Source organism: Jiangella sp. DSM 45060, assembly GCF_900105175.1.
Lineage (GTDB): Bacteria > Actinomycetota > Actinomycetes > Jiangellales > Jiangellaceae > Jiangella.
Genome location: NZ_LT629771.1, coordinates 3,588,988 through 3,615,983, shown reverse-complemented (window position 1 = coordinate 3,615,983; position 26,996 = coordinate 3,588,988). Strand labels below are relative to the sequence as shown.

General features: G+C 74.8%; 26 protein-coding genes and 1 pseudogene. 15 read left to right on the top strand and 12 right to left on the bottom strand.

The genetic code is table 11. The features are described 5' to 3' along the window. Positions 1–4: 4 nt before the first annotated feature. Positions 5–1,213 carry an amino acid deaminase/aldolase gene (locus tag BLU82_RS16230; RefSeq protein ID WP_370246321.1) on the bottom strand — a complete coding sequence of 403 codons (1,209 nt, stop codon included), beginning with the start codon at positions 1,211–1,213 and terminating at the stop codon, positions 5–7. Positions 1,214–1,400: 187 nt separating this feature from the next. Here BLU82_RS16230 and BLU82_RS16225 point away from each other — a divergent pair, with 187 nt between their 5' ends. Then, a complete protein-coding gene (locus tag BLU82_RS16225; protein ID WP_157741046.1) occupies positions 1,401–1,910 on the top strand; it encodes a histidine phosphatase family protein in 510 nt (169 codons plus the stop codon). Here the strand turns inward: BLU82_RS16225 and serB are convergent. Both serB and BLU82_RS16215 read right to left on the bottom strand, forming a co-directional pair. After that, positions 1,907–3,133: a phosphoserine phosphatase SerB gene (serB, locus tag BLU82_RS16220; RefSeq protein WP_092622211.1), complete on the bottom strand. Its 1,227-nt coding sequence runs from the start codon at positions 3,131–3,133 to the stop codon at positions 1,907–1,909. The two genes, BLU82_RS16225 and serB, sit on opposite strands and share 4 nt — an antisense overlap. Before the next feature lie 14 nt (positions 3,134–3,147). Beyond that, positions 3,148–3,903, bottom strand: a complete 756-nt coding sequence (locus BLU82_RS16215) for a hypothetical protein (RefSeq protein ID WP_092622210.1) — start codon at positions 3,901–3,903, stop codon at positions 3,148–3,150. Positions 3,904–3,999: 96 nt separating this feature from the next. Between BLU82_RS16215 and BLU82_RS16210 the strand changes: the two genes are divergently transcribed. From BLU82_RS16210 to BLU82_RS16170, 9 genes and pseudogenes are all read left to right on the top strand, one after another. Further along, complete coding sequence (locus BLU82_RS16210) at positions 4,000–4,812, top strand: ABC transporter ATP-binding protein (RefSeq protein WP_092622209.1); 813 nt, start codon at positions 4,000–4,002, stop codon at positions 4,810–4,812. Between the two features lie 9 nt (positions 4,813–4,821). Beyond that, the gene (locus tag BLU82_RS16205) at positions 4,822–5,289 is read left to right on the top strand and encodes an NfeD family protein (protein ID WP_069112911.1); all 468 of its coding nucleotides are present in this window, start codon (positions 4,822–4,824) and stop codon (positions 5,287–5,289) included. Positions 5,290–5,350: 61 nt separating this feature from the next. Continuing rightward, a pseudogene (locus tag BLU82_RS16200) lies at positions 5,351–6,257 on the top strand (SPFH domain-containing protein); the annotation flags it as partial. A gap of 397 nt (positions 6,258–6,654) precedes the next feature. Beyond that, positions 6,655–7,407: a sulfite exporter TauE/SafE family protein gene (locus BLU82_RS16195; protein WP_092619554.1), complete on the top strand. Its 753-nt coding sequence runs from the start codon at positions 6,655–6,657 to the stop codon at positions 7,405–7,407. Continuing rightward, on the top strand, positions 7,404–8,216 hold the full coding sequence (locus BLU82_RS16190) for an RNA methyltransferase (protein ID WP_092622207.1): 813 nt from the start codon (positions 7,404–7,406) through the stop codon (positions 8,214–8,216). Before BLU82_RS16195 ends, BLU82_RS16190 begins: the two co-directional genes overlap by 4 nt. A 53-nt stretch (positions 8,217–8,269) precedes the next feature. Next, a complete protein-coding gene (locus BLU82_RS16185) occupies positions 8,270–11,305 on the top strand; it encodes a hypothetical protein (RefSeq protein ID WP_092622206.1) in 3,036 nt (1,011 codons plus the stop codon). Positions 11,306–11,396: 91 nt separating this feature from the next. Further along, entirely contained in the window at positions 11,397–14,084 is a 2,688-nt protein-coding gene (locus BLU82_RS16180; protein ID WP_092622205.1) for an FtsX-like permease family protein, read from the top strand. Continuing rightward, entirely contained in the window at positions 14,081–14,992 is a 912-nt protein-coding gene (locus tag BLU82_RS16175) for an ABC transporter ATP-binding protein (protein WP_092622204.1), read from the top strand. Before BLU82_RS16180 ends, BLU82_RS16175 begins: the two co-directional genes overlap by 4 nt. Beyond that, positions 14,985–15,680: an ABC transporter ATP-binding protein gene (locus tag BLU82_RS16170; RefSeq protein ID WP_092625911.1), complete on the top strand. Its 696-nt coding sequence runs from the start codon at positions 14,985–14,987 to the stop codon at positions 15,678–15,680. The genes BLU82_RS16175 and BLU82_RS16170 overlap by 8 nt, the downstream gene beginning before the upstream one ends. 13 nt (positions 15,681–15,693) lie before the next feature. Here the strand turns inward: BLU82_RS16170 and BLU82_RS16165 are convergent, their stop codons facing one another. Together BLU82_RS16165 and BLU82_RS34205 are read right to left on the bottom strand one after the other, a co-directional pair. Beyond that, positions 15,694–16,455, bottom strand: a complete 762-nt coding sequence (locus tag BLU82_RS16165) for a PhzF family phenazine biosynthesis protein (RefSeq protein WP_092622203.1) — start codon at positions 16,453–16,455, stop codon at positions 15,694–15,696. Between the two features lie 64 nt (positions 16,456–16,519). Beyond that, positions 16,520–16,729, bottom strand: a complete 210-nt coding sequence (locus BLU82_RS34205; RefSeq protein WP_141711691.1) for a hypothetical protein — start codon at positions 16,727–16,729, stop codon at positions 16,520–16,522. Positions 16,730–16,844: 115 nt separating this feature from the next. Between BLU82_RS34205 and BLU82_RS16155 the strand changes: the two genes are divergently transcribed. Further along, the gene (locus tag BLU82_RS16155) at positions 16,845–17,711 is read left to right on the top strand and encodes a Ku protein (protein ID WP_231947800.1); all 867 of its coding nucleotides are present in this window, start codon (positions 16,845–16,847) and stop codon (positions 17,709–17,711) included. A gap of 242 nt (positions 17,712–17,953) precedes the next feature. Here the strand turns inward: BLU82_RS16155 and BLU82_RS16150 are convergent, their stop codons facing one another. Continuing rightward, on the bottom strand, positions 17,954–18,829 hold the full coding sequence (locus tag BLU82_RS16150; protein WP_197682984.1) for an NUDIX domain-containing protein: 876 nt from the start codon (positions 18,827–18,829) through the stop codon (positions 17,954–17,956). Further along, a complete protein-coding gene (locus tag BLU82_RS16145) occupies positions 18,826–19,302 on the bottom strand; it encodes a DUF6328 family protein (protein ID WP_197682983.1) in 477 nt (158 codons plus the stop codon). Before BLU82_RS16145 ends, BLU82_RS16150 begins: the two co-directional genes overlap by 4 nt. Positions 19,303–19,388: 86 nt before the next feature. Between BLU82_RS16145 and BLU82_RS16140 the strand changes: the two genes are divergently transcribed. The 3 genes from BLU82_RS16140 to BLU82_RS35990 all read left to right on the top strand — a co-directional run bounded on the left by BLU82_RS16140 (position 19,389) and on the right by BLU82_RS35990 (position 21,464). After that, positions 19,389–20,459 carry a hypothetical protein gene (locus tag BLU82_RS16140; protein ID WP_092622199.1) on the top strand — a complete coding sequence of 357 codons (1,071 nt, stop codon included), beginning with the start codon at positions 19,389–19,391 and terminating at the stop codon, positions 20,457–20,459. A 259-nt stretch (positions 20,460–20,718) separates the two neighbouring features. After that, positions 20,719–21,345 (top strand): GDSL-type esterase/lipase family protein, encoded by a 627-nt coding sequence (locus BLU82_RS16135; RefSeq protein ID WP_157741044.1) that lies wholly within the window; start codon positions 20,719–20,721, stop codon positions 21,343–21,345. Continuing rightward, the gene (locus tag BLU82_RS35990; protein WP_255367112.1) at positions 21,342–21,464 is read left to right on the top strand and encodes a hypothetical protein; all 123 of its coding nucleotides are present in this window, start codon (positions 21,342–21,344) and stop codon (positions 21,462–21,464) included. The genes BLU82_RS16135 and BLU82_RS35990 overlap by 4 nt, the downstream gene beginning before the upstream one ends. 5 nt (positions 21,465–21,469) lie before the next feature. Here the strand turns inward: BLU82_RS35990 and BLU82_RS16130 are convergent, their stop codons facing one another. The 3 genes from BLU82_RS16130 to BLU82_RS16120 are packed head-to-tail and all read right to left on the bottom strand — an operon-like array spanning position 21,470 to position 24,712. Further along, positions 21,470–22,906, bottom strand: coding sequence for an LLM class flavin-dependent oxidoreductase (locus tag BLU82_RS16130; RefSeq protein ID WP_092622197.1), 1,437 nt, complete (start codon positions 22,904–22,906; stop codon positions 21,470–21,472). Between the two features lie 22 nt (positions 22,907–22,928). Beyond that, positions 22,929–23,732, bottom strand: a complete 804-nt coding sequence (locus tag BLU82_RS16125) for a siderophore-interacting protein (protein ID WP_092622196.1) — start codon at positions 23,730–23,732, stop codon at positions 22,929–22,931. Beyond that, complete coding sequence (locus BLU82_RS16120) at positions 23,729–24,712, bottom strand: ABC transporter substrate-binding protein (protein ID WP_092622195.1); 984 nt, start codon at positions 24,710–24,712, stop codon at positions 23,729–23,731. The genes BLU82_RS16125 and BLU82_RS16120 overlap by 4 nt, the downstream gene beginning before the upstream one ends. Before the next feature lie 40 nt (positions 24,713–24,752). Between BLU82_RS16120 and BLU82_RS16115 the strand changes: the two genes are divergently transcribed. Continuing rightward, positions 24,753–25,556, top strand: coding sequence for an AraC family transcriptional regulator (locus tag BLU82_RS16115; protein WP_197682982.1), 804 nt, complete (start codon positions 24,753–24,755; stop codon positions 25,554–25,556). Here BLU82_RS16115 and BLU82_RS16110 read toward each other — a convergent pair. Together BLU82_RS16110 and BLU82_RS16105 are read right to left on the bottom strand one after the other, a co-directional pair. Then, a complete protein-coding gene (locus tag BLU82_RS16110; RefSeq protein WP_157741042.1) occupies positions 25,553–26,410 on the bottom strand; it encodes a hypothetical protein in 858 nt (285 codons plus the stop codon). The two genes, BLU82_RS16115 and BLU82_RS16110, sit on opposite strands and share 4 nt — an antisense overlap. A 79-nt stretch (positions 26,411–26,489) precedes the next feature. Next, entirely contained in the window at positions 26,490–26,933 is a 444-nt protein-coding gene (locus tag BLU82_RS16105; RefSeq protein ID WP_157741040.1) for a hypothetical protein, read from the bottom strand. Between the last annotated feature and the right edge of the window lie 63 nt (positions 26,934–26,996).

Genomic DNA, 26,996 nt, shown 5'->3' with positions numbered 1-26,996 from the left:
CCCCCTACAGGAACGTCTTGCCGTCCCCGCGGTACGTCGCGATGGTGTCGACCAGCCGCTCGCCGCGCACGAGGTAGTACTGGTCGAACCGCTCGGCCAGCTCGCCGGCCTTGGCGTGCCGGAACCAGACGCGGTCGCCGATGGCGAGGTCGTCGGCGGGGGAGCCGAGCAGCGGGGTCTGCGCCTCGCCGGCGCCTTCGTCCTTGTCGAGCGTCAGGCCCTCGGGCAGCCACGGCACCGGGAGGCGGTCGTCGCCGGCGGCGCCGCTGGCGACGTAGCCGCCGCCCTGCACGGTGACGACGCCCGGGCCGGGCCGGCGCACCACGGGCACCGCGAAGAACGCCGCCGGGCGCGGCGAGAAGCTGGTGTAGCCGTCGAACAGCCGCGGCGCCAGCAGCCCCGACCCGGCTGTGACCTCGGTGATCGACACGTCGGAGACCGTGCGTTCGACCGAGCCGCTGCCGCCGCCGTTGACGAACTCGAGGTCGGCGAACTTGCGCACCGCCTCGACCGCCTCGACCCGCCGCTCGGACAGCTCCGCCCACGACCGCTTCTGCATCGACCGCACCATGCGCCCGCGCCAGCCGCGCCCGGGCGGTGCGTCCTGGACGCCGGCGATCTGCGACTCGTAGCCCATGACCCCGACCAGCCGGAATCCCGGCCGCGACTGCACCGCGTGGGCCAGCCGGACGAGGTCGTCGACGGTGTGCAGCGGCGAGCGCTTCGCGCCGACGCGCATGCGCCCGCCCAGCGGCTGCCAGGAGAGGTCCAGTTCGAGGCAGACCCGGATCTCGACCCGCCCGTCGGTCGGTGCCACGGCGTCGACGAGGTCGAGCTGTGCGACGTCGTCGACCATGAGCGTGATGCCGGCCGCCAGCTCCTCGTCGCCCGCCAGCCGGGCCAGGCCGCGGCGGTCGGCGGTGGGGTAGCCGACGACGACGTCGGAGCTGAGCTCGGTGCCCACGAGCCACAGCGCCTCGGACAGCGTCAGCGCCAGCACGCCGTGGAAGCCGTCGCGGCCCAGCACGTCGCGCAGCAGCATGCGGCTGCGCAGCGACTTGCTGGCCACCCGGATGGGCTTGCCCGCCGCGCGCCTGACGAGGTCGGCGGCGTTGACGTCCCACGCCTCCATGTCGATGGCGGCGAGCGGCGCCTCGAAGCCGGCCGTGGCCGTGTTCAACCGGTGCCGCAGATCGGCGCGCGAACTGGCCACCGGCGGCGCCGCGGGGTCGGGGGCGGCGGGCGGCGGCGGGACGTCGGGCACGGTGGCGTCGGCATCGGCATCGGGCACGGTGATCTCCACAGCGAATCCTTACCAGATCGGGACGATCGTGGCTATGCCCGCCATCGCGGGCGACCCCATCCTGCCGCAGGGTACTGGAGCACCTAGGCTTGCATGGATGGCGAGGACCCTCGTGCTCATCCGGCACGCGAAGGCGCAGCACCCCGACGACCGCGCCGACCACGGCCGCGCGCTGGCCGGACAGGGTCGCCGCGACGCGCCGGTCATCGGCCGCTGGCTGCGCTCGCAGGACGTCGCGCCGCAGGTCGCGGTCGTGTCGAGCGCCCTGCGCACCCGCGAGACGTACGAGCTGCTGGCCGCCGAGCTGAGCGCCGCGCCCGACCCGGTCGTCACGGACGACGTCTACTACGCGTCGGCCGGCGACCTCCTCGAGATCGTGCGGGCGCTGCCGCCGGAGGCGGAGTCGGCGGTGCTCGTCGGGCACAACCCGGGCATCGGCATGCTGGCCAACGCCCTCGACGACGGCGACTCCACGGTCGGCGACACCACGCGCATGCGCACCGGCTTCCCGACGTCGTCGGTCGCGGTGTTCGCCGTCGAGGGCGACTGGTCGGCGGTCGACCCGGGCGGCGTCCGGCTGGTCGGCTACACCGTCGCCCGCGGTTAGCGAACCGGGGGAGCGGGCGTGGGCGTGCCGTCGGCGGCGTCGGCGGCCTCGATGTCGTCGCGGCTGATGCCCAGCAGGTAGAGGATCGCGTCGAGGTACGGGACGTTGACGGCGGTGTCGGCGGCGCTGCGGACCACCGGCTTGGCGTTGAACGCGACGCCCAGCCCGGCGGCGGCGATCATGTCGAGGTCGTTGGCGCCGTCGCCGACCGCGATGGTCTGCGACAGCGGGATGCCCTCGGCGGCGGCGAACCGGGCCAGCGCTGCGGCCTTGCCGGGACGGTCCAGGATCGGCCCGACCAGCCCGCCGGTGAGGACGTCGCCGTCGATCTCCAGCGTGTTGGCGGCCGCGTAGTCGATGCCCAACTCGTCCGCCAGCGGGTCGGTGATCTGCGAGAACCCGCCGCTGACGATGGCGCACTTGTAGCCGAGCCGCTTGAGCGTGCGCACCAGCGTCCGCGCGCCGGGGGTCAGTTGCACGGCGTGGCGCACCTCGGCGACGGCGGACGCGGGCAGCCCGGCGAGCAGCCGGACCCGCTCGCGCAGCGACGCCGCGAAGTCGAGCTCGCCGCGCATGGCCCGCTCGGTGACGGACGCGACCTGGTCCTGCACCCCGGCATGGGCGGCCAGCATCTCGATGACCTCGCCCTGCACCAGCGTGGAGTCGACGTCCATGACGACCAGCCGCTTGGCCCGGCGCAGCAGCCCGGACGGTTGGACGGCGACGTCGGCGCCCTCGGCCAGCGCGACGGCGGCGAGGTCGGCCCGCAGCCGGGCGGGGTCGGCGCCGGACACCTCGAACTCGATCGACGTGACCGGGTAGGACGCCAGCCGCACGATGCGGTCGATGTTCGCGCCGGCCTTCGCGACGGCGTCGGTGAGCGCGGCGACGGCGCCCGGGCGCAGCGGGAAGCCGAGGACGGTGATGTGGGCACGCCCCGGCGGGCGGCGGCGGTCGCCGTGGCCGGCCGACACCTCGATCTCGACGTCGAGCAGACCGGCGAGATCGGCCAGCGTGCGCCGCAGATCGGGCTCGTCGGCGGACGCCGGTTTCAGCAGCACCGCGAGGACCAGGCGGCCGCGGACGGTGACCTGTTCGACGTCGAGCACCTCGACGTCGTGGGCGGTCAGCGCCGTGAACAGCTGGGCAGTCAGCCCCGGCCGGTCGCGTCCGGTGAGGGTGACCAGCAGGGTGGTGGCGGGGGGTTCCGGTGGCAGGCTCATCGCAAGCCGCAACGCTATCGGGTGGCCAGCGCGTTGCACGCGGCGGCCAGGGCCGAGCGCGACGCCCGCTCCAGCGGCGTCAGCGCCGCCCGCCGCGACGACGCCTCGGACGTCGTGACCGCGCCGCCGTCGTCGCCGAGCGCGAACCGGACGACGGCCAGCAGCCGGGCCGCGCGCGCCGCCACGGCCTGCGCCTGCGGCGGGAACGCGCGCGGCAGCGGGTCGGACTCGCGGTTGGTGCGGATGTCGGCGAGCAGCGCCTCGACCTCGGGCCGCCACGACGGGACGTCGAGGTCGGTGAGGATCGACCCCGCCGCCAGCAGCGCCGTCGTCAGCTCCTTGTCGGTGTCGGCGAGCGACGGGGCGGCCGGCGCCGGCTGCGCCGGGCGGACCATCCAGGTGACCAGGTGGCCCTGGTCGCCGGGCGGGCCGAACGTGCGGACGTCGGGCACCAGCGCGTACGGCGCGCCGTCGGCGATGACCGCCTCGCCGGCGTCGACCGCGTAGCCGTTGAGGTCGGCCGGCCCGCCCAGGCCGCTGGGGTCGCCGGGCACCGGCAGCGCGACGAGGAACGCCGTGGCGCCGGCCTCGCGCAGCGCCCGCAGCGCCTCGGACAGGCCGGTCGCGGTGGCGGCGCCGGGGACGTCGACGGCGTCGTGCGGCTCGTCGTCGGCGCGGACGCGGTCGACGACGTCGTCGAGACCCGCCTCGTTCCGCAGCCAGGCCGTGCCCCACGCCGCGAGGCGGGCGGAGCGGGGGAGGGTGACCATGACTCTAGAGCCTACGACCCGCCCGCTAGAGTCGGGCGGGGATCCGGGGCGAGCGCGTCGCCTCCGTCAGCCGTTGTCGAGGGAGCCGTCCACGCGATGTCCGAAGTGCTGGAACTTGCCGACGTCACGCTCGTGCGCTCGGGCAGCCGCCTGCTCGACGACGTCACCTGGTCGGTGGCCGACGGCGAGCGCTGGGTGATCCTCGGGCCGAACGGCGCCGGCAAGACCACCCTGCTGCAGATCGCGGCCGCGCAGCTGCACCCGACCACCGGCTACGCCGCCGTGCTGGGCGAGATGATGGGCGCCGTCGACGTGTTCGAGCTGCGGCCGCGCATCGGCATCACCAGCGCCGCGCTGGCCGAGCGCATCCCGCGGCAGGAGTCCGTCCTCGACGTCGTCCAGACCGCCGCCTACGGCGTCGTCGGCCGCTGGCGCGAGTCGTACGAGAACCTCGACTCCGAGCGGGCCCGCTGGCTGCTGGCGCGCATGGGCATCGGGCACCTCGCCGGGCGCACCTTCGGCACGCTGTCCGAGGGCGAGCGCAAGCGCACCCAGCTGGCCCGCGCGCTGATGGCCGACCCCGAGCTGCTGCTGCTCGACGAGCCCACCGCCGGCCTCGACCTCGGCGGGCGCGAGACGTTGGTCGCGACGCTCGGTGAGATCGCCGCCGACCCCGCCTCGCCGGCCACCGTCCTCGTCACCCACCACGTCGAGGAGATCCCGCCCGGGTTCACCCACGCGCTGCTGCTCGCGGGGGGCCGCGTCGTGGCCGCCGGGCCCGTCGCCGAGACGCTCACCGACCAGCACCTGAGCACCGCGTTCGGGCTGGCGCTGCGGGTGCGGCAGGAGGACGGCCGGTGGTCGGCGCGGGCCGTTTCCGGCGCGCGCGACGCGGTCCCGACCCAATAGACTGAGACCATGCAGGACTTCCTGGACTGGCTCGGCGAACACGACTGGGTCGCCTGGCTCGGTCTGGCGTTCGTCCTCGGCATCGTCGAGACCACCACGGTCGACCTCATCTTCCTCATGCTGGCCGGCGGGGCGGCGGCCGGCGCGGTGGCGGCGCTCGTCGGCATCGACGCGCTGTGGCTGCAGATCGTCATCGCCATCGCCGTCAGCGTCGCGCTGCTCGGGTTCGTCCGGCCGGTCGCCAAGCGGCACCTGCGCACCAGCGGCAGCACCCGCACCGGGGCCGCCGCGCTGGTCGGGCGCAAGGGCGTCGTCGTCGAGACGGTCGACTCCGAGCGCGGCCTCATCAAGCTCGCCGGCGAGATCTGGACCGCCCGCTGCTACGACGGCACCTCGGTCATCGAGGCCGGCCGCGACGTCGACGTCATCGAGATCCAGGGGGCGACGGCGCTCGTGTTCGAGGCCGACCCGCGATAGACCCGGCACTGATAGGTTTTGCCGCGACTCGCCCGGCCACGGAAACTCGGAAGGTCAATTCATGGAAGCCGGTCAGATATTCGTTCTCCTCGTCGTCATTCTCCTGGCCATCTTCGTGCTGGTGACGCTGGCCAAGTCGGTGCGCATCGTGCCGCAGGCGCGGGCCGGCATCGTCGAGCGGCTGGGCCGCTACCAGCGCACCCTCGACCCCGGCCTGACGGTGGTCGTGCCGTTCATCGACCGCGTGCTGCCGCTGCTCGACCTCCGCGAGCAGGTCGTGTCGTTCCCGCCGCAGCCGGTGATCACCCAGGACAACCTGGTGGTCTCCATCGACACCGTCATCTACTACCAGGTGAACGACCCCAAGGCGGCGACCTACGAGATCGCCAACTACATCCAGGGCATCGAGCAGCTGACCGTCACCACGCTGCGTAACGTCATCGGTGGCATGGACCTCGAGCGCACGCTGACCAGCCGCGAAGAGATCAACAACGCACTGCGCGGCGTCCTCGACGACGCCACCGGCAAGTGGGGCATCCGGGTGAACCGGGTCGAGCTGAAGGCCATCGACCCGCCGCCGTCCATCCAGGACTCCATGGAGAAGCAGATGCGCGCCGACCGCGACAAGCGCGCGGCGATCCTCAACGCCGAGGGTGTGCGGCAGTCGCAGATCCTCACAGCCGAGGGCCAGAAGCAGTCCGCCATCCTGACCGCCGAGGGCGACAAGCAGTCGACCGTCCTGCGGGCCGAGGCCGAGAAGCAGGCGCAGATCCTGCGCGCCGACGGTGAGGCGAAGGCCATCGGCGCCGTCTTCGACGCCATCCACCGCGGCAACCCCGACCAGAAGCTGCTGGCCTACCAGTACCTGCAGATGATGCCCGAGATCGCGAAGGGCGACTCCAACAAGGTCTGGATCGTGCCGAGCGAGTTCGGTAAGGCGCTCGAGGGCCTCGGCGACGCCGTCGGCCGGTTCGGCTCCGGTTTCGCGCCGGGCGCCATCCCGGCCGACGACAACGCGGCCGAGGAGATCGAGGCCGCCGCCCAGGAGGCCGCCGCCGAGGGCGAGGCGGCCGCGGCCGCTGCCGCCGAGGAGGTCCGCCGGGCGCTGGCGGCCGCCGAGGTCGCGTCCGACCCGTCCAAGCCGCTGCCGCCGTCCGACGCCGACGTCAGTGAGCAGAGCGACGACTCCGCGTCCGGCGACGCCGTGTCCGGCGACGCCGCGTCCGGCGACGGCGCGTCCGGCGACGAGCGCGGTCCCGCGGGCAACGGCGCGACCGGCCCGGCCCTGGGCCGCGACCTGACCCAGGACCCCGGTGACGAGCCGCCGTCCACGCCGCCGCCCGCACCGCCCGCGCCTCCGGCGGGGTGAGCCTGCTCGACGTCGTCGCGATCGTCGCGGCCGGGTTCGCCGCGGGTGCGATCAACGTCGTCGTGGGCTCCGGGACGATGATCACGTTCCCGACGTTGCTGGCGCTGGGCTACCCGCCCGTGGTGGCCAACGTGTCCAACACCGTCGGGCTGGTCCCGGGCTCGCTCATGGGGGCCTGGGGCTATCGGCGGGAACTGCGCGGCCAGCGCGACCGGGTGCTCCGGTTCGGGCTGGCCGCGCTCGTGGGTGGCGCCGGTGGCGCGGTGCTGCTGCTGGCGTTGCCGCCCGGCGCGTTCGAGGCGATCGTGCCGGTGCTGATCGTGCTGGCCTGTGTGCTGGTGGCGGCGCAGCCGTGGATCGCGCGGCGGCTCAAGCAGCGCCCGTCCGGACGTGAGCACGGCGGGCCGGTCATCTGGCTGCTGGTGCTGCTGACCGCGGTCTACGGCGGCTACTTCGGCGCCGCGCAGGGCGTGCTGCTGCTCGCCGTGCTGGGGCTGGGACTGTCGGACTCGCTGCAGCGGCTCAACGCGGTCAAGAACGTGCAGGCCGGGCTGGTGAACCTGGTCGCGGGGCTGGTGTTCATGGTGGTGGCCGACGTCGACTGGGCGGTGGCCGGGCTGATCGCGCTCGGCGCCGCGACCGGCGGTCTGGTCGGCGCGCGGATCGGGCGGCGGCTGTCGCCGCTGGTGCTGCGCGTCGTGATCGTGGTCGTCGGCGTCACCGCCGTCGTCGTGCTGGTGCTGCGATGACGGGCCCGCGCCTGGTCGAGGTCGCCGGGGTCGACGACCCGCGGCTGGCCGACTACGTCTCACTGCGCGACGTCCAGTTGCGCACGTCGCTGGAGGCCGAGCACGGGCTGTTCCTCGCCGAGGGCGAGAAGGTGGTGCGCCGGGCGGTCGCCGCGGGCTTCCGGCCGCGCTCGTTCCTCATGGCGCCGCGCTGGGTCGACGCGCTGTCCGACGTGCTCGCCGCGGCCGGCGACGTCCCCGTCTACGTGGCGCCGGAGCCGGTCATCGAGGGCGTCACCGGCTTCCACGTGCACCGCGGCGCGCTGGCGTCGCTGCACCGCCGGCCGCTGCCGCCGATCGACGAGGTGCTGGCCACGGCCCGGCGGGTGGTCGTCCTGGAGGACCTCGTCGACCACACCAACGTCGGCGCGATCTTCCGCTGCGCCGCGGCGCTGGGCTGGGACGCCGTCCTGCTCGGCCCGCGCTGCGCCGACCCGCTGTACCGGCGCGCCGTCAAGGTGTCGATGGGCACCGTGTTCTCCGTCCCGTACACCCGGGTCGAGGAGTGGTACGACGCGCCTGCCGCGCTGGCCGCCGCCGGGTTCGAGACGCTCGCGCTCACCCCGGCCGACGACGCCGTCGACCTCGCCGACGTGGACCCGGCCGAGCGGACGGCGCTGCTCGTCGGCGGCGAGGGGCACGGATTGTCGGCGCGCTGGATGGCGGCCGCTGACCGGCGCGTACGCATCCCGATGCAGGCCGGCGTCGACAGTCTCAATGTGGCCTCAGCGACTGCTGTGGCCTGTTATGCCCTGCGTCGTCCCCGGTAGTCTGTGCCGATCATGCGTGGGGGAAACGATTGCCGGGCTGGTGAGCACGGCTGATGCGAATCAAGCGGGCCCGCGCCCACGCCGCCGTCGTGGCGACGGTGGCCGCCTGGGCGTTCGTGGTGGCGGCCGTCACCACCGGACTGGTCGGCTACCTGGTCGTGGCCAGCCAGGACGGCGTCCGTGAGGCGTTGCGCACCGCGCCGCCGGCGGAGGCCGCCGTGCAGGTCGTCACCCGGCTGGCGCCCGACCCCGCCGACCAGGACGCCGCCGTCCGTGAGGTGGTGGCGGAGCGGTCCGGCGGGGCGCCGCTGGCGGCGTACCGCAGCCTGGCCGGCGGCGAGGACGCCCTGGCCGTGCCCAGCAGCGACCAGGACGCGCGCGGCGTCCTCACCGTCTACGAGGGCCTGGAGGAGCACGCCGAGCTGGTCGACGGCGGGTGGCCGGTCGACGGCGGCAGGGTCACCCAGGCAGCGCTGCACGCGACCGCCGCCGAGGCGCTCGGCCTGGCCGTCGGCGACCAGATCACCGTCGGCGAGACCCTCGTGCGGGTGACCGGCACCTGGCTGCCGGCCGACCCCGACGACCCGTTCTGGTTCGGCGAGCCGATCGAGGTGACCGGCGTCGACGGCTCCGCGTACGGGCCTTTCGTGGTCACCGAGGAGGCGCTGACCGCCGTCGAGCCGTCGCCGCGGGTGCGCTGGCGCGTCACGCCGCAGGCCGACGCGATCACGCCCGGGCAGGTGGCCGCGCTGGCCGGCGCGCTGCCGGGGCTGCCCGGTGCGCTGGAGGGCGACAACCGCGTCGACGTCCGCGGCGTCGCCGTGAGCGGCGAGCTCGCGGCGACCGCCGGGTCGCTGGACGCCGACGTCAGCCGCGGCACCAGCGTGTCCGCCGTCCCGCTGGTCGTGCTGGTGGCAGTCGCGATCGTCACCGGTGCGCAGGTGGCCCGGCTGCTCGGCGTGGTCCGCGAGGTCGAGACGACGCTGCTGCGCTCGCGTGGGCTCTCCGCGGCGCAGCTGGTGTGGTGGTCGGTGCTGGAGTCGGTCGCGGTGGTCGTGCCCGCGGCCGCGCTCGGCGCCGCCGCGACGGTGGCCGCGCTGCGAGCCGCCGGCGGGCCGGCCGTCGACACCGGGGTGGCCGCGTGGTGCGCCGGGGGCGTCGCCGCCGGGACGCTCGCGCTGCTGGTCGCAGGCGCCGCCGCGACCGCCCGCCGCCGGGTCGAGGACACCGTCGCGTTCAGCAGCCGCCGCGCCACCGGCGCCATCGGCTGGAGCTTCGCCGCCGTCGCGCTGATCGCCGCCGCGGTCGCGATCTGGCAGCTGCGCCGCTACGGCGAGGCGTCGGGCACTGGCGGCGCCGATCTGCTCGCCACCCCGGGTCCGGCGCTGGCGCTGCTGGCCTGCGCGGCGCTCGCCCTGCTGGCCGTCCCGTTCCCGCTGGCGCTGGCCGAGCGGGCGCTGGCCGGGCGCCGCCGGCTCGGGCTGCTGCTGCCGGCCTGGCAGGTGACCCGCCGGCTACCGGTGTACGCGTCGGTGGTCGTGCTCGTGGTGGTGACGGCGGGCGCGGGCGTGCTCGCGGCGTCCTACTCCGCCACCTGGACCGGCCTGCAGGAGGACCTCGCCGACGTCCGCTCCGGCGCCGACGTGCGGGTGACGTTCGACCGCGCGGGGCCGCTCACGGCGGCCCGCCCGGCGGAGTCGGCGCTGCCGTACGGGCAGGTCGACGGCGCCGCCGAGGCCGTCGGGGTGCTGTCCACCGGCGCCCGCATCGGCGACGAGAGCACGGCGCTGCTCGCGATGCCGGCCGCCGGCCTGGGCGCGGTCGTCGAGGGCCGCGACGACGTGTTCCCCGCCGATCGGGTTGCCGCCGAGGTCGCGCCCGCGGAACCGCCGCTGGCCGGCCTGGAGCTGCCCGAGGGCACCGAGCGGCTGGAGGTCGACGCGACCGGCGTCGGTGCGGCGACGCTGCTGGTCGCCGACGCCGGCGGCGTGCTGGCCCAGGCCGTCGTCGAGGACGGCGTCGCGGCCGTGCCGGCCGGCTTCGGCACCGTCGTCGCCGCGGACCTCACCCTCGCCGTGGCCGGTGAGAGCGAGCCGGCCGTGACGGCGGTGCGCGCGGTCGACGCGTCCGGGACGGCCACCGACGTGCCGCTGGACGGCGCCGGGGCGTGGCAGCCGCAGGCCGAGGCCAGCTACCGCGTCGACGCCGCGGAACCCGGCACGGCGTCGCCGCTGTCGGCCGCGGCCGTGGCGTTCCAGCCCGGCGCCACCGTGCGGCTGACCCCGCCCGCCGCGACCGGCGACCCGGTGCCCGTCGTGGCTTCGCGGGACGCCCTGGACCGCTTCGGCCTGCAGGTCGGTGACCCGGTCACCCTGCACGTCGTCGGCGCCAGGATCGACGCGAGCGTCGTCGACGAGGTGCCGGTCGTGCCCGGCGTGGCCGAGCCGGTCGCGTTCGTGGCCGACCTCCCCAGCGTCACGGCGGCGCTGCTGCGGGTCGCGGACCGGCCGCAGCGCATCACCGAGGTGTGGCTGAGCGCCGGCGGCGGCGACACCGCGGCGCTGGCCGCGGCGGTCGAGGACGCCGGTCTGGCGAGCGCGGCGGACGTGACCGACCGCGAGACCGTCCGCTCCGGGCTGCTCGACCACGGCCTGGCCCGGCACGTCGTGCCGGCGTTCTGGTCGGTGGCCGCGGCGGCGGTGGTGCTGACGGCGATCGGCGCGGTCGCGTCGGCGGCGACGTTGCGGCGGCAGCGGCGCGGCGAGCTGGCCGTGCTGCGCGTCGTCGGCGTGGCGCCGTCGGAGCAGGCGCGGTCACGGCGGATCGAGCAGGCCGGCATGGGGCTGCTGGCGATGGTGGCGGGCGCGCTGGGCGGGGTGGTGGTCGCCGCGCTGACGGTGACGGTGCTGGCCCGCGCCGCGACGTCCGGGGTGCCGCAGGCGCTGGACCCGGTCGGCGGCGCCAACCTGGGCGCGCTGGCCGTGTTCGGGGTCGCGCTGGCCGGAGTGGTCGCCGCGGTGGCGCTGCTGCAGGCGTCGCGGGCCGGACGAGACGCGGCCGCGGCCGTTCCAGGGGAGGAGCGGCGATGAACGAGCCTCGTGGCGCGGGGTGGCCGGTCGGCTCGCTTTGCAACGAGCACCGATACGCATCACCGGGAGCGGCCGGGGAGGTGGCGCGGCGATGAGCCGGGGTCTGGGGACCGGGCGGCTGTTCCGCCGGCAGTTCCTCGCCGACCGCGCGGCGGCGCTGGTCGTCGTCGGGGTGGTGTTCGTGCTGGCGCTGGTCGCGGCGGCGCTGCCGCGGCTGGCCGAGCAGGTGTTCACCGACGATCTTCGCTCGGAGATGGCGGGCACCCGGCCGGCGCTGCGCGATGTGACGTCGGTGGTCGCCGCGCCGCCGCCCATGGGCGAGGACGGTGACCTCTGGGCGCCGCTCGACCAATCGATCGCCGCGGTCCGCGACGGCGCCCCTGAGGCGGTTCGTACGGCGACCGGACCCGGCCGCTTCGTCGTGACCGCGCCGACCTGGCGGGCCGAGGTGCGCGCGTCCGACAGCGTCACCAACCTGCTGCCGACCGCCGACCCGTACTGGGCCGAGACCGTCCGCGTGGTCGAGGGCGAGGCGCCGGCGCCGGTCACCGGACCGGTCACGCCGGGTGAGTCGCTGGTCGTCGACGTCATGCTGTCACGGGCGTCGGCCGAGGAGATCGGCTGGACGGTCGGCAGCGTCACGCAGGCGTTCCAGCCGGTCAGCATGCTGGAGATGACGTATCGGCTGTCCGGTGTGTACGAGCCGCTGGACGCCGGCGCGCCGGCGTGGGCGCACCACCGCGCCGCGCAGACGCCGGAGGTCTACGACGACTGGGACCGCGGCCGGGCGGTGACCGTCGCCGCGTATGTCGACCCGCAGTCGTGGGCGGCGCTCGCGCCCGTGCTCGGGTCCCCGATGGAGACGCGGCTCTGGTACCCGGTGGACGTCTCGTCCGCGCGGGCGGACTTCACCGTGCCGCTGCGCGACGCGTTGAGCCGGTTCATCGCCGCGGCACCGCCTGTCGATGCCGGGACGAACATCTACGGTCTGCCGTTCTCGCCGATCCTCACCACCGGCTCGGTCGACGTCCTGGACCGGGTGGCCGAGCGGCACGACAGCTCCCAGGCGGTGGTGGCGATCGTCGCGGCCGGGCCGCTCGGCGTCGCGCTGGCGGTGCTGGCGCTGGCCGCCCGCCTGATGGTGGAGCGGCGCCGGTCCGCGCTCGCGCTGATCGGCGCGCGCGGCGCGTCGCCGCTGCAGTTGCGGCTGCTGATGGTCACCGAAGGGCTGCTGCTGGGGCTGCCCGCCGCCGCGTTGGCCACCGCGCTCGCCGGCGTCTTCGTCGACGGCGTCGGCGGGTCTGCCGGACTGGCGTTGCCGCTGGTCGTGGGCCTGGCGCCGGCCGTGCTGCTGCCGCTGGCGGCGCGCCCGAAGGGGCTGCGCGCCGTCCGCCGCGATCTCGGGCTGACCCGGCCGTCGCGGGCCCGCAAGCTGGTCGAGGGGCTGGCCGTCGGCGCGGCCGCGGCGGCCGCCCTCGCGCTCAACGCCCGCGGCCTGGACGCCGGCGGCGGGGGTGTCGACCCGCTGACGGCCGCCACGCCGCTGCTGCTCGCGCTGGCCGTCAGCGTGCTCGTCATGCGGCTGTACCCGCGGCCGATGGCGACGCTGGGCCGGCTGCTCGGCGGCCGCCGCGGCACCGTCGCCTATCTCGGCGCCGCGCGGGCCGTCCGCGACCCGGTCGCCGGGTTCGTCCCGATGCTCGCGCTGGTCGTCGGCATGTCGATCGCCGCGTTCTCGATCGTCGTCTGGTCCACCACCGAGCGGGGCATCGAGCAGACCGCGTGGCAGGAGGTCGGCGCGGACGCCCGGGTGACCGGCACGCCGCTCACCGAGGACGAGCTGGCCGCCGTCGCGGACGTGCCCGGCGTCGACGCCGTCGTCCCCGTCGTGACCACCGGGCCGACGCTGTTCAAGGTCGGTGCCATCGACAACCGCGTCCCGCTCTACGTCGTCGACGTCGCCGCCCTCAACGCGCTGCGCGCCGCCGGGACCGCGCTGGACCCGCTGCCGGCCGGGCTGACCGAGCCAGGGCCGGACGGCGCGATCCCGCTGCTGGTCGCCGGCGGCGTCGTCGACGAGGGCGCCACCGGACAGCTGTCGCTGAGCGAGCGGCTGGACGCCGTCGTCGCCGGGACCGCCGACTCGATCCCCGGGCTGACGACCGGCAGCCAGTGGATGCTGGCCGATCGCGGTGTGCTCGAGGACGCCGGCGTGCCGATCATCCCGCCGCGGGTCACGCTGGTCGACCTCGGCTCCGGCGGGTCCGCGTCCGCCGTCGCCGCCGAGGTGGGGGACCGGGCGGTGATCACACCGGCGTCGGCGGTCGCGGACCTGCGCGGCCCGGTGACCGACGGCACCGCGCGGGCCATCGTCGGGGCCATCGCGCTCACCGGGCTGTTGTGCGCGGCCGCCGTCGTGCTCACCATGGTGGTGGGCGCGCCGTCGCGTGGGCGGTTGCTGTCACAGCTGCGCACGCTCGGGCTGTCCAGCCGGCAGGGCGAGGGCCTGGTCGTCTGGGAGGCCGCGCCGGTGGCGGCGGTTTCGTTAGTGACCGGGCTGGTGCTGGGCGTGGCGCTGCCGTGGGCGGTGCTCTCCGGTGTCGACCTGCGGTCGCTGACCGGCGGCGGCGAGCAACCGGCGGTGCACCTGCCGCTCGGCCTGCTCGGTGTCGTGACCCTGGGCTTCGTGCTGGTGGTCGGCGTGGCGGTGGTGGTGTCGGTGCTGACGGGACGGCGGCTGACGCCGGCGGGGATCCTACGGATAGGTGACGAGACGTGACGGAGCTGCTGGCGGCCGAGCGCCGCGACATCGTGTGCGAGGACCTCGTGCGCATCTACACCGCCGAGGGCGTCGAGGTGCAGGCCCTGCAGGGGCTCAACCTGCGCGTCGACGCGGGCGAGGTGGTCGCCGTCGTCGGCGCCTCCGGCTCGGGCAAGTCGACGCTGCTGAACATCCTGTCCGGGCTCGACACGCCCACGGCGGGCGTGGCCAAGGTCGCCGGGCTGGACATGCTGACGATGAAGGGCCGCGAGCGGGTCCGCTACCAGCGGCACACCGTCGGGTTCGTGTGGCAGCAGACGTCGCGCAACCTGCTGCCGTACCTCACCGCGGCCGAGAACGTCGCCGTCCCGGCCGCCATCGCCGGGCGCCGGTCCCGCTCGGCCCGGGTCGAGCTGCTGCTCGAGGCCATGGGCGTCGCGCACTGCCGCGACCGCCGTCCCGCCGAGCTGTCCGGCGGCGAGCAGCAGCGTGTCGCCATCGCCGTCGCGCTGGTCAACGAGCCGCGCGTGCTGCTGGCCGACGAGCCCACCGGCGAGCTGGACGAGGCCACGTCGGCCGACGTGTTCGAGGCGATCCGGCACGCGAACACCGAGTTCGGCGTGACGGTCCTGGTGGTGACGCACGACCAGGCCGTCGCCGGGCACGTCGGGCGGACGGTGCAGATCCGCGACGGCCGCACGGCCACGGAGATCCTGCGGCGCACCGAGCTGGACGAGCACGGCCAGGAGCGGCACATCGCCGAGGAGTTCGCCGTGCTCGACCGCGCCGGCCGGCTGCAGCTGCCCGACGACTTCGTCGGCGCGCTGCGGCTGGAGGACCGCGTCCGGCTGGCGCTGGAACCGGACCACATCGGGGTGTGGCCGGACGAGAAGGAACGCCGTGGAGAAGGGGTCGCCGGTGAGTGAGAACCACGCCGTCCGCGCCGTCGCCGTCAGCCGGGTCTTCGGCAGCGGCGCCCGCGAGGTGCACGCCGTCAACGCCGTCGACCTCGAGGCGCACCCCGGCGAGCTGCTGGTCGTCAAGGGGCCGTCCGGGTCCGGGAAGACGACGCTGCTCAACCTGCTCGGCGCGCTGGACCGGCCCACCAGCGGCCACGTGTACGTCGGTGACCTCGAGGTGTCCGCGATGGGCGAGAAGGAGCTCGTCCCCGTGCGCCGCCACCAGATCGGCTACGTGTTCCAGTCGTTCGGGCTGATCCCCATCCTCACCGCGGCCGAGAACGTCGAGATCCCGCTGCGGCTACAGGAGCTCGACCCGGTCGCGCGGGCGGCCCGGGTCGTGGAGCTGCTGGCGCTGGTCGGGCTGGACGGCCACGCCGAGCAGCGTCCGTACGAGCTGTCCGGCGGGCAGCAGCAGCGGGTCGGCATCGCGCGGGCGCTCGCGGGCGACCCGGACGTGCTGATCGCCGACGAGCCGACGGCGCAGCTGGACACCCGCACCGGCGCCTCGGTCATGGCGCTCATCCACGACCTCGTCCGCCGTCGCGGCATGACGGCCGTCGTCGCCACCCACGACCCCGCCCTGATGGAACAGGCCGACCGCACCCTCGAACTCCGCGACGGCCGGGTGGTGGACGCGGCGGCCGCGGCCTGAGCCGCTGTCGCCGTCACAGCAGGAGCGGGCCGGCGACGGCGGCCGTGCCACCGACGCGCACGGCGCCGTCCGGGCGGACCGTCGCGGTGACGGTGGCCGGCCGCCCGAGCGCGTCGCCCAGGTCCGCCGTCACCCGGGCGCGCCCGAAGCGGGCCAGGTGGGCGGCGAGGCAGGCGGTGCTGTTGGCGTTCGCGACGTCCTCGGGAACCCCGATCGACGGGGCGAACATGCGGGCGGCCACCCGGCCGTCGTCGTCCGGCGCCGAGTGCACGTAGCAGCCCAGCAGGCCGTGGTCGTCACAGGCCGCCCGGAGCCGGTCGAGGTCCGGGGCGAGCGCGGCGACGGCGGCGCGCGTGGCGAGCGGGCCGAGCAGCCGCGGCCGCCCCGACGACGCGACGACGGCGCCGTCCGCGATCGTCCCCGGCGCGGCGCCGAGAGCGTCGCGGACGGCGCGGTACTCGGCAGTCCCGGGGCCGCGGAGCGTGACGGGGCCGGGGTCGAACTCGGCGGCGACCAGCGAGCCGGTCCGGACCGCCCGGCCGGCGAAGGTGCGCCGGCCCGCGGTGAGGGTGACGTCGACGTCGCCACCGCTCTGGTGGGCCAGCAGCGCGAGCGCGGCCAGCGTGCCGTGGCCGCAGGCGGGCAGCTCGCCGGCCGAGGTGAAGAAGCGCAGCCGCACCGGGTCGCCGTCCGTGACGAAGACGGCGTGCGACGTGCCGGCCAGCACAGGGACGCGGCGCCGGTCGGCGTCGGACAGCGGCGCGTCGTCCAGCACGGCCGTCGGGCTGCCACCGTCGCCGTCGCGCAGGCAGGCGGCGACGAGGGTGGCGGCCGGCCCCCTAGACAGCGACCGGCTGGAAGATCGACTCGATGAGCGGGAGATCGCCGTTGAAGACCGCCGCCGAGCACTCGCGGCAGGCGAACTCGACGCCCATGCCGCCCGGGACCTTGTCGAACTCGGTCTCCGCGTCGCATTCGCCGCACCAGGCCGTGAGGGACCCGATGAGCAGTTCGGGCGCCGCGACGTTCAGGTTTCGTCTTGGCCTCATGATCTGAGGGTGACACGCGGCGCGGAAGGGGCCCAGGAGGCGCGCCGGGGCCGTCACGAGCCACAATAGGCTTGGGGCACGCATCGGATGAAGGTGCTGGCGGACGGAGTGGAACATGCCTGTGCAAACGGTCTGGAAGGGTTCGATCTCGTTCGGACTGGTGTCGATCCCGGTCCGGCTGGTGTCGGCGACGCAGGAGAAGGACGTCAGCTTCCGGCAGGTGCACGCCGCCGACGGCGGGCGCATCCGGTACAAGCGGGTCTGCGAGGCGGGCGGGCACGAGGTCGCCTACGCCGACATCGCGAAGGGCTACGAGCTGCCCGGCGGCCAGCTGGTGGTGCTCACCGACGAAGACTTCGAGGACCTCCCCATCACGTCCTCGCGGTCGGTCGAGGTGCTCGGGTTCGTGCCGTTCTCGCAGATCGACCCCACGTCGCTGAACCGCGCCTACTACGCCGAGCCCACCGGCGACACCAAGCCGTACGCGCTGCTGCGCGACTCCCTCGAACGCTCCGGCCGCGTCGGCGTCGTCAAGGTGGCGCTGCGCAACAAGGAGCGGCTGGCGGTGCTGCGCTCGTTCGAGGGCACGCTGATCGTGCAGACCATGCTGTGGCCCGACGAGATCCGCAAGCCCGAGTTCGACTTCCTGGGCGAGGACATCGAGGTCCGCAAGCAGGAGATGGCGATGGCCGAGTCCTACATCGACACCCTCTCCGGCGACTTCGACCCCGACGAGTACCACGACGACTACCGCGAGGCGCTGCTGAAGGTGGTCGAGGCCAAGGCCGAGGGCGCCGAGGTCATCGCGGCGCCGGAGGCCGAGCCCGCCGAGGGCAAGGTCGTCGACCTCATGGAGGCGCTGCGCCGCAGCGTCGAGGAGGCCAAGCAGAACCGGGCGGCCGGCAAGGCCGACGCCGAGGAGGCGCCGGCCCCCGCGAAGAAGACGGCGAAGAAGGCGGCCGCCAAGCGCAAGTCCGCCTGACGGCTCACACCCGTCCTCCGGCCCACCCAGCCCGCTTACGTCACCTGATCGTTTCCGCCCGCCCGATCAGGTGACGCAACGGCGCGGTCCGGCCCAGTTGTGTCACCTGATCATCTCCACCATTCGGACGCGAAACGATCAGGTGACGTAGAGGGCACGATCGGGCGCGGTTGTGTCACCTGATCGTTTGCCGTCCACATCGTGAAGATGATCAGGTGAGGAAGCAGCGGGCTGGGCGCCGCTCAGCGGTCGCGGGCGGTCAGCTCGAACAGGGTGGACGGGCCGACGCTGCGCCCACCCGCGGCGCCGACCCGCGCGCGCAGCTCGCGGTCGGCCGTCACCGCGACGACGTGGTCGGCGGGGCGTTCGGCGACGGCGGAGGCGACGGTGGCTGCGATGGCGTCGTCGCCGCTGCCGGGAGCGTCGACCACTGTGACGCCGTCGAGCGAGGCGACGCCTCGGGCCCGGCCCTCCGCGACCAGCGTGATCCGCGGCCACCACTGCGCCGCAGGCAGCTCCAGCGCCGCCGCGGGCACCGGCGCCAGCAGTCCCAGCTCGTCGCGCAGCCGGGTCGTGGCGCCCACGCGGTCGCGCCACCAGCCGTCGGGCCGCGAGCCCACCACGTTCGCCGCGTCGACCACCAGCACGAGGTCGGACGGCGCCGCCGCCCGGATGCGCGGCCACATCGCGCCGAACGCCGGCAGCAGCGGCAGCGCCGAGACGTCGTCGAGCGGGATCCAGGTGATGTCGAGGCTCTCCGGGTCGGCCGCACGCCCGTCCACCGGCCGCGACGCGCGCGCGACGATCGTCGTGTAGGACCACGGGCCGTGGTCCTCGACCCAGGCGTGGCTGGGCCGGACGGCGTCGGGCGGGACGGCGGCCTCCTCGGCGGCCTCGCGCAGCGCCGCCTCCAGCGCAGTCTCGCCCGACGAGCGCGCACCGCCGGGCACGCCCCAGGTGCCGCCGTGGTGGCTCCAGTGCGCGCGGTGCTGCAGCAGCACGCCGCGCTCGTCGTCGACCAGCATCAGGCCGGCCGCGCCGAACCGGCCCCAGTGCCGCTGCCCGCAGGCGCAGTCGATCCAGCCGTCGCCGTCGTGCCGGTGGTGGACGAGGGTCAAGACGCGCTCCGCGCGCGGACGCGGGCCGGGATCACGTACCAGAACACGATGAACCAGAGTAGTGCCGCTGAGGCGACGGTGATCGCCAGCCAGCGCACCAGCACGACGTCCAACGCCAGCAGCAGCCCGCCGCAGACCGCCAGCATCAGCAGCGCCAGCCCGCCCGCGGTCATCCGCGACGCCAGCGGGATCATCCGGTCGCGCAGGCCCTGCCGGAACACGATGCGGTGGAACGAGACCGGCGCGATCAGCAGCGCCATCGACATCGCCGACAGCACGATCGTCACCGCGTACACGTCGTGGGTGAAGTCGTCGGCGTCGCGGAACGGCGACGTGAACGCGATGGTGAGCAGGAACGCGAACAGGATCTGCACACCGGTCTGCGCGATGCGCAACTCCTGCAGCAGCTCGTTCCAGTGCCGGTCGTAGCGCCCGGCCTGGTCTTCGTTGCGCGTGTACCGTGGTTCGTCCACAGCACCTCCTATCGGGCGGATCGTACCCAAAAGCCGCATGGGCGAGCTTGCCCGGCGCGCGAGCCGCCGCTCGGTAGAGTCCGACCGTGGCTCACAGCGAGGACCTCGCCGCCTACGAGCGCCGGTTCCGGCGCAGTGGCCTGCCCTTGTTCATCGAGGACTACACGGCGAGCGAGGACATCTTCACCCGCGCGGCGCCGTGGCTGGCGCTGGTGTTCCTGGGCGAGATGCTCGGCGCGACCGAGCTGGAGTGGCCGTTCCTGCTCAACGTGGCCGCCGCGCTCGGCGGGCTGGCGATCCTGGTCGCCGCGTTCGGGGCGCTCAACCGCGTTCGCGGCCGCCGCTTCCTGGAACTGCCGCGCGAGGTCGGACGGCCCGAGCTGGCGGCGTTCGTGCTGGTGCCGGCGCTGCTGCCGGTGATCTTCTCCGGTCAGTGGCGGCAGTTCTTCGGCATCATCATCGGCAACTCGGTGTTCCTGCTGCTGGTGTACCTGGTGGTCGGGTACGGCCTCATCGCGACGGTGCTCTGGGCGCTCAGCCGCATGGCCGACGAGCTCGCGGCGTCGCTGGGCCGGCTGGTCCGGACGCTGCCGCTGCTGCTGATCTTCTCGCTCGTGCTGTTCGTCAACGCCGAGATGTGGCAGATGTTCGGGAACATGCCGCGGGCGTTCGCCCTGGTCGTGATGGGATTTCTGCTCGGCCTGGGCCTGGTGTTCTTCGCCGTCCGGGCGCCCGGCCTGGTGCGCCAGCTCGAGACCGACCTCAACGGCGACGCCCGGCCGCTGACCCGCCGGCAGCGCATCAACGTCGGGCTGACGCTCGTGGTGAGCCAGATCCTGCAGGTCTCCGTCGTCAGCGTCGGCGTCGGCGCGTTCTTCGTCGCGTTCGGGCTGTTCGCGGTGACGCCGGAGGTGGGGGAGGCATGGGCCGGCACCACCGGCTCGTGGAGCCAGACGATCTCGCTGTTCGGCCACGAGACGCTGCTGTCGGAGACGCTGCTGCGGGTGGCCGGCGGCATGGCCGCGTTCACGGGGCTCTACTACGCCATCTCCATCCTCACCGACTCCACCTACCGCGACGAGTTCATGGCCGGCGTCACCACCGAGATGCGCGGCGTCTTCGCCGCCCGCACCGAGTACCTCGCCCTGCGCGACTGACGCTCGATCTGCATCGCGCCCTCGGCATGATTCGGCCGATGCAACGGGATCGGCGGCCCGACCCGTCTTCGGGGTGAGGCGGGCGGGGGCCCGCACCGGCCCGTTCACCGGAAGGCACCGCCATGCCTCGATCACTTCTGCCTGCCTGCGCCCTGACGCTGCTGGTCAGCGCGATCGTGGGGTGTGCCGCGCCGGAGCCGGAGCCGGTGGCGGCGGCGCCGCTCGCCGCTCCCGCGCCGCTCCCGCGCCGCTGGCCGCCGTGCCGTTGCCGCCCGCGCTCACGGAGGACCGGACGGTGCCGGGCACCGGCGCACTGGGGGACTGGCGGGAGCTGACGCCGGTCGTCAGCACGCCGCGGCAGTTCCGGCGGGTCCGCGACGGCGACGGCCTGCTGGTGGTGGGCGACTCCATCGCCCGGGCGACGGTGGACGAGCTGGCCGCGGCGTCCGGGCTGTCCGTCGCCGTCAACGCGCACCCGGGGCGGCCGACGGCGCCGGCGGCGGACTGGATCGTCGCGAACGCGGGGCTGATCCCGGATCGCGGCCTCGTCGTCGTCAGCGGGGCGAACGACGTGTTCGCGCCGCTGGGCTGGTGGCGGCAGGTGGAGCGGGTGCTGGCGGCGGCGGACGGCCGCCCGGTCTACTGGCTCACGGTCCACGTGGACCGCTGGCGCGGCGACGCGACGCAGCGGTTCGCCGACCGCAGCCATTCGGACTGGCTGAACGACCAGTTGCGGGCGGTCGCGGACCGGTACCCGAACCTGGTGGTCGTCGACTGGGCCGGCGCGCTGTCCGACGACTGGCTGTCCGACGGCGTGCATCCGTCCGCCGCCGGCGTCGCCGCCTGGTGTGGGCTGCTGGCACGCGCGATGGGACTGGTCGTGTGAGGCGCTGGAGCCGGGACGACTGGATCGCGCTCGCCGCGCTGCTGGCGCTGCTGGCCGGGTTCCTGCTCCTGGCCAGGGACGCGCCGCCCGCGACCTGGATCGAGCGCGACTTCCGCTGACGGCGTCAGGGCGCGGCGATGGGGGCGAGCGCGCGGACGTCGTCGGGGGAGGCGAGGTCCTGGACGGCGACGAAGACGGTGCGGACGCCGCGATCGAACAGCTCGCGGTACCGCCGCGCCGTCTGCTCGGCCGTCGCCGCGTGGTGCTTGCGCGCGTACGCCGCCGCGGTGGCGTTGCCGCGGGCCCGCTCGACCCGCCGCCAGACGTCGTCGCGGTCGCGGCCGACGATCGGGAGGTCGAGGACGGTGACGGCGACGTCGCGGCCGGTGCGCTCGCGGTGCTTCTCGAACACCGCCAGCCGTTCGTCGAAGCCGTCGTCGGTGCGCAGGTTGCAGGCGTCGCCGAGGGCCGCGGCGATGCGCAGCGACCGGTCGCCGGACCCGCCGACGACGATCTCCGGGCGCCCCACGGGCCGCGGGTAGGCCGTCGTCTCGGGCAGCTCGACCCGGTCGCCGGAGTACGCCTTGGTGCCCGGCGCCCACAGCGCCCGCAGGATCTCGACCGCCCGCTCCAGCTCGTCCAGCCGCTGCTTCGGCGGCGGGAACGCCAGCCCGTACGCGTCGTGCTCGCGGCCGAACCAGCCGGCGCCGATGCCGACGAACGCGCGCCCGCCGCTGAGCACGTCCAGCGTCGCGACCGCCTTGGCGATGATTCCGCCGGGCCGGAACGTCACCGGTGTGCACAGCGGGCCGAGCCGCAGCCCGGTGCCGAGCCCGGCCAGCAGGCCGAGCGTCGTGAACGGCTCCGGGATCGGGTCCCACGCGCGGCCGACCTGCGGGATCTGGATGAGGTGGTCCATCAGCGCGAGCCCGGCGAATCCGGCCTCGTCGGCGGCGAGGGCGACCTCCTTGAGCCAGGCGGCCGGGTCGTCGCCCCAGGGGAAGCGGGAGACCTGCAGGATCACCTGGCGCTCGCCCGGTGCCTCGGCGGCGGGGACGGGCCGCGGTGCGGACGCGGCCTGCGGTGCGTCCGACGCGACCGTGACGACCAGGTCCCAGCCCTCGCCGTCCAGCTCGGCCGCGACCTCGCCCGCTCGGCGCAGCTGGCCGGCCAGCGCGGGCGCCGGCACCGGCCGGTCGCGGGCGGCGTTGCGGGCCCGGCACAGCTCGGCGGGGGTGTCGAAGCGGACGGCGACGGCGGGCAGCCCGGCCTCGCGCGCGACGGCGAGGTAGCCGCGGCGCCGGTCGGCGTCGAGGCCGAGCGTGTCGACGACGACGGTGAGCCCGCGTCCGGCCCGCGCGGCGACGATGCGGTCGAGCAGCGCGAACGCGTCGTCCGTCGCGTCGAGGTCGTGCCGGCCGCTGCCGACCACGCCGCGCAGGTCGTCGGAGGACACGATCTCCTGCGCGCGGTACCGGTCCCGCGCCCACACCGACTTGCCCGCACCGGAGGCGCCGACCAGCACCACCAGCGCGGGGTCCGGGATCGGCTGCGTCGTCACGGGCTCAGGCTAGCGGGGCCGGTCAGTCCTCGTCGTGCCCCGCGACGCCGCGCTTCCAGTAGCCGGTCACGAGCGCGTCGACCTCGCCGCGCCGCCAGCTGCGCAGCGGCTTGACGTCGCCCGCCTCGCCGGCCGCGAACAGGAACGTCCGCCCGGGCGGGCGCGGGAGCGCGTCGACGGTCGCGGCCAGCGCCGAGCCGAGGACCGGCCGGTGCACCGTCACCCGATCGCCGCCGGGCACCAAATAGTCGCCCTCGTCCGCCACGACCACGTCGGCGCTGACGCCCGGCGGCGCCGACTCCAGCCAGCGCGCGACGGCCGGCAGCCCGGTCGCGTCGACGGCGAAGACGTAGTGGTCGTAGGTGTACGGGAACGCCTTGCCGCCCGGCGGGCCGGCGATCGTCACCTCCTCGCCGATCTCCGCGCCCGCCGCCCACGTCGAGGCCAGGCCGCCGTCGTGCAGGACGACGTCGACGTCGACCTCGAGCCCGTCCGGGTCGAAGCGGCGGATCGTGTAGTCGCGGGTCGGCGGGAGCGGCCGCGGCCAGTCCAGCAGCTGGCGGTCGTTGGGCACCGGCGCGCGCAGGACGCCGTCGCCGTCGGGGAAGACGATCTTGACGTGGTCGTCGGCGTGGTAGGTGTGGAAGCCGGCCAGGCCCGGCCCGCCGAGCGTCAGTCGCAGCATCCGCGGCGTCACCTGCTCGCGGCGGCGCACGGCGACCGCGCGGACGCCGATGGGGTACGGGACGCGGGTGACGCCGCTGCCGGAGCGGTGGTGCGCGGCGACCTTGGGGCCCGGGTCGCTGCGGTCCTCGGGCGCCCTCACCGGGCGTCCAGCAGCGGCGCGAGCGCCTCGTCCAGCGCGTCGAGGGTGAACATCGCCGACGGGTACGTCGACGCCTCGGTGAAGCGGACCGGGAACGCGCGGCCGGCCTGCACCGCGGGCAGGTTCTGCCACAGCCCGGAGTCGAGCACCGCCTGCACCGACGGGTTCGGCGTGCCGTCGGGCTGGACGGTGTAGGTGATCGCGTCGGCCTCGCCGAGGCTGTCGGTGATCTGCTCCAGCGAAACGTACTCCGAGACGTCCCGGCCGCCGCCGCCCGGCACGGCCACCTCGCCGTAGTACGTCACGCCGACGTCCTCGGCGACGTTCGTGCCCCACGACCGCGCGAACTCGCGCTGGAACGTCCCCTCCTCGGCGACGCCGTACCCGCCGACGTGGCCGAACTCCAGGCCGGTGAGGGCGTCCTCGTACTTCGCCGCCAGTTCCGCGGCCCGCTCCTCGTAGGCCGTCCGGTCCTCATCGAAGTGGTCCAGCCGGTCCGCCGCGTCGGTCTGCCGCTCGGACAGCTCGCGCCAGGCGTCGGGCACCGTCGGCCCGATGGCGACGACCGGGGCGATCGACTCCAAGTACTCCAGGTCGATGTCGCCCATGACCGGCTGCGGGATGCCGAGCACGATGAGGTCGGGCCGCAGCTCGGCGATCGCCTCATAGTCGGTCTCCGCCGCGGACTCCCCGGCGACCCGCGGCAGTTCCTCGTACGTCGCGCGGTCCTCGTCGGTCATCATCTCGACCCCGCGCTCCCACGACGAGATGCCGGCCAGCGCCGCGTCGGCCTCGATCAGGGCGGGGACGGCGTACCCGGTGGCGACCACCCGCTGCGGGTCGGCGGGGATCTCGATGTCGCCGTTGTCGGCGGCGAACACCCGGGTGTCGTCGCTCGCGGTGCTCTCGGTGCCGCCGTCGTCGCCGCAGGCCGTGGCCACGGCGAGCACGAGGGCGAGGGGGAGGATCAGACTACGCATGCAGGTGAGGCTAGCCTTACTATGCCTGCGGGAACTGTCGATGAGAGGTCGGGTTGTGTCGCTGACGGAGCGGTGGGGGAGCGATCCGCTGTGGTGCGAGGAGTACGGCTACGGCATCGGCAGCCCGGGCGGCATCTACCTGCTGAAGTACCGGTCGGTCGGGGTGCTGGACTTCGGTGAGCGGCGCCAGGACTTCCTGCACCAGCTGTACTGGGCGCCCGGCGGCGTGCTCACGGCACGGCACGGGGTGAGCGTGCGCTTCGTCGGCGAGGGAGAGGCGTTCTGGGCGCACCGCGCGGTCAGCCACGAGGTCCGCGTCACCGGCGGCGACCTCGTCTACCGGGTGTGCCTGCGCGAGGTGCCGCCCGCGCTGACCGGCCTGCGCGCCGGCTCCGTCTCCGTCGACGCGGAGGCGGGGCGGCTGCTGCGGGCGATCGCCCGGCCCGGGGTCGAGGAGCGACGCGCCCTGGAGGAGCGGGCGCGGATCCTGGCGGGGCTCGGCCGGTCCGCGGCGGAACTGCCCGGCCGCCCGGTGACCGGCGCCGGCCTCGCCGCGACGGTGGCCCGGGCGCTCGCGCACGATCCCGGCGACGACACCCGGCTGGACGAGTGGGCGGCGCGGCTGCACACCAGCGTCACGACGCTGCAGCGCGACTTCCGCCGCGAGTTCGGCACGTCGTACCGGCGGTACCGGACGCAGGTCCGGCTGCGCGCCGCCCAGGTGCTGCTGCAGACCGAGCCGGTCACGCGGGTGGCGCGCCGGGTCGGCTACGCCAGCCCGTCGGCGTTCGTGGCCGCCTACGGTAAGGAGTTCGGCCACACCCCCGGCGGCCGGCGGCGCTAGCCCGTGCCGGCGTCCATGCAGCTGATGTCCGCGACGTCGGCGGGCAGGTCCGTGGCGAACGACGGGATGTCCCGGGTGACGTTCCAGGCGGTGCGGACGACGACGTCCTCCGGCACCTCGCCGGACGGGGCGATGGTCCGGAAAGCCTCGGTGAGGTCGACGCTGATCGTCAGTGAGGTGCCCGCCTCGGTCAGGACGACTTCGGCCACGGCGTCCATGCCCGTGATCGCTTCCTGGGCGCCGGGATTCCCGAGCAGTGCGCTGGAGACGGGGAAGCCCATGTCGGCGGGCGCGCTGATCTCGTAGGTGGAGCCGGACGAGGTCGTCTCGAGGTGCCGCGGCTTCCCGGTCGCGGCCGCGAGGAACTCCAGCGGTTTCACGGCCAGCAGGTCGCCGGGCTGGAGGTCGGCGCCCATGATCTCGTCGTACGGGGCTTCGGTCATGTCGATCCAGTGGGTGCCGCAGGTCTCCACGGTGCTCGGGTGCCACATGAGCATGGCGGTGTCGGTGTAGACGAACCGGAGCTCGTCGCCGGAGGAGCCGTCCGTGCTCATGTCCTCGGGCACGGTGACCGTCCGCTCGATGTACGGTGCGTCGAGGTCGAAGCGGACCGTCTCTTCCATGAGCGTCATCGGGCCCATGCCGCCACCGGTGATGCCGATGGTCTCGGTGTAGCTGCCGCGCCTGGCGGCCTGGAACGCGTCGACGGTGTCCCAGGGGACGGCGTCGCCGGGCGCCGTTTCGGCCGCCGGCCGAGGTGCGTCGGCGGCGCCGGACGGCGTCTCCCCGGCGCGTGCGCAACCCGCTGTGAGCACCGCGAGGACGGCGAGACCGGCGGCGGCACGAGCCGTCACGCGCAGTGTCACAGATGTTCGAAGTGTGGTTGCCACGAGCAGACTCTAGCGGCCATCCATCAGGTCCGCGACGGCTCGGTCAGGTGCGGCCGCCGTGCGCCCAGCCGGAGCAGGTGCTGGTGCCGTCGATGCACACCTGCACCGACACCGCACGCCCCTCGGGGAAGCTGAGGTTCCAGTCGTCGGCCGCGGTGTCGATGGTGTACGTCGCGGTGCCGAAGCCCTCGACGGAGATGTACGCCTTCAGGCCGTGGCCGTCGGTGGAGTTCTCGCGGGCGTAGAAGCCCTCGCCGTAGGCCCAGAAGCCGACCTCGTAGAACAGGCCGGTTCCGGTGTTGAGCGACGCGAACACGTCGCGGCCGCCGTTGTCGTCGTCCGAGGCGTACGACTCGGTGTGGGGGTACCAGGTGCGCGCCGCCTCCGCGTCGGAGCCGGCCGCCCCCGCGGCGGCCGTCCCCGTGCCGGCGACCGTGGCCGCCAGGGCGCACAACACCATCGTCGTCAGTCGTCGTGTCGTCCGCACGTCTCCTCCTCGTGTCGTCATGACAGAACGACACGACCGTGCGCCGGGCCGCTTGCCGCGCGC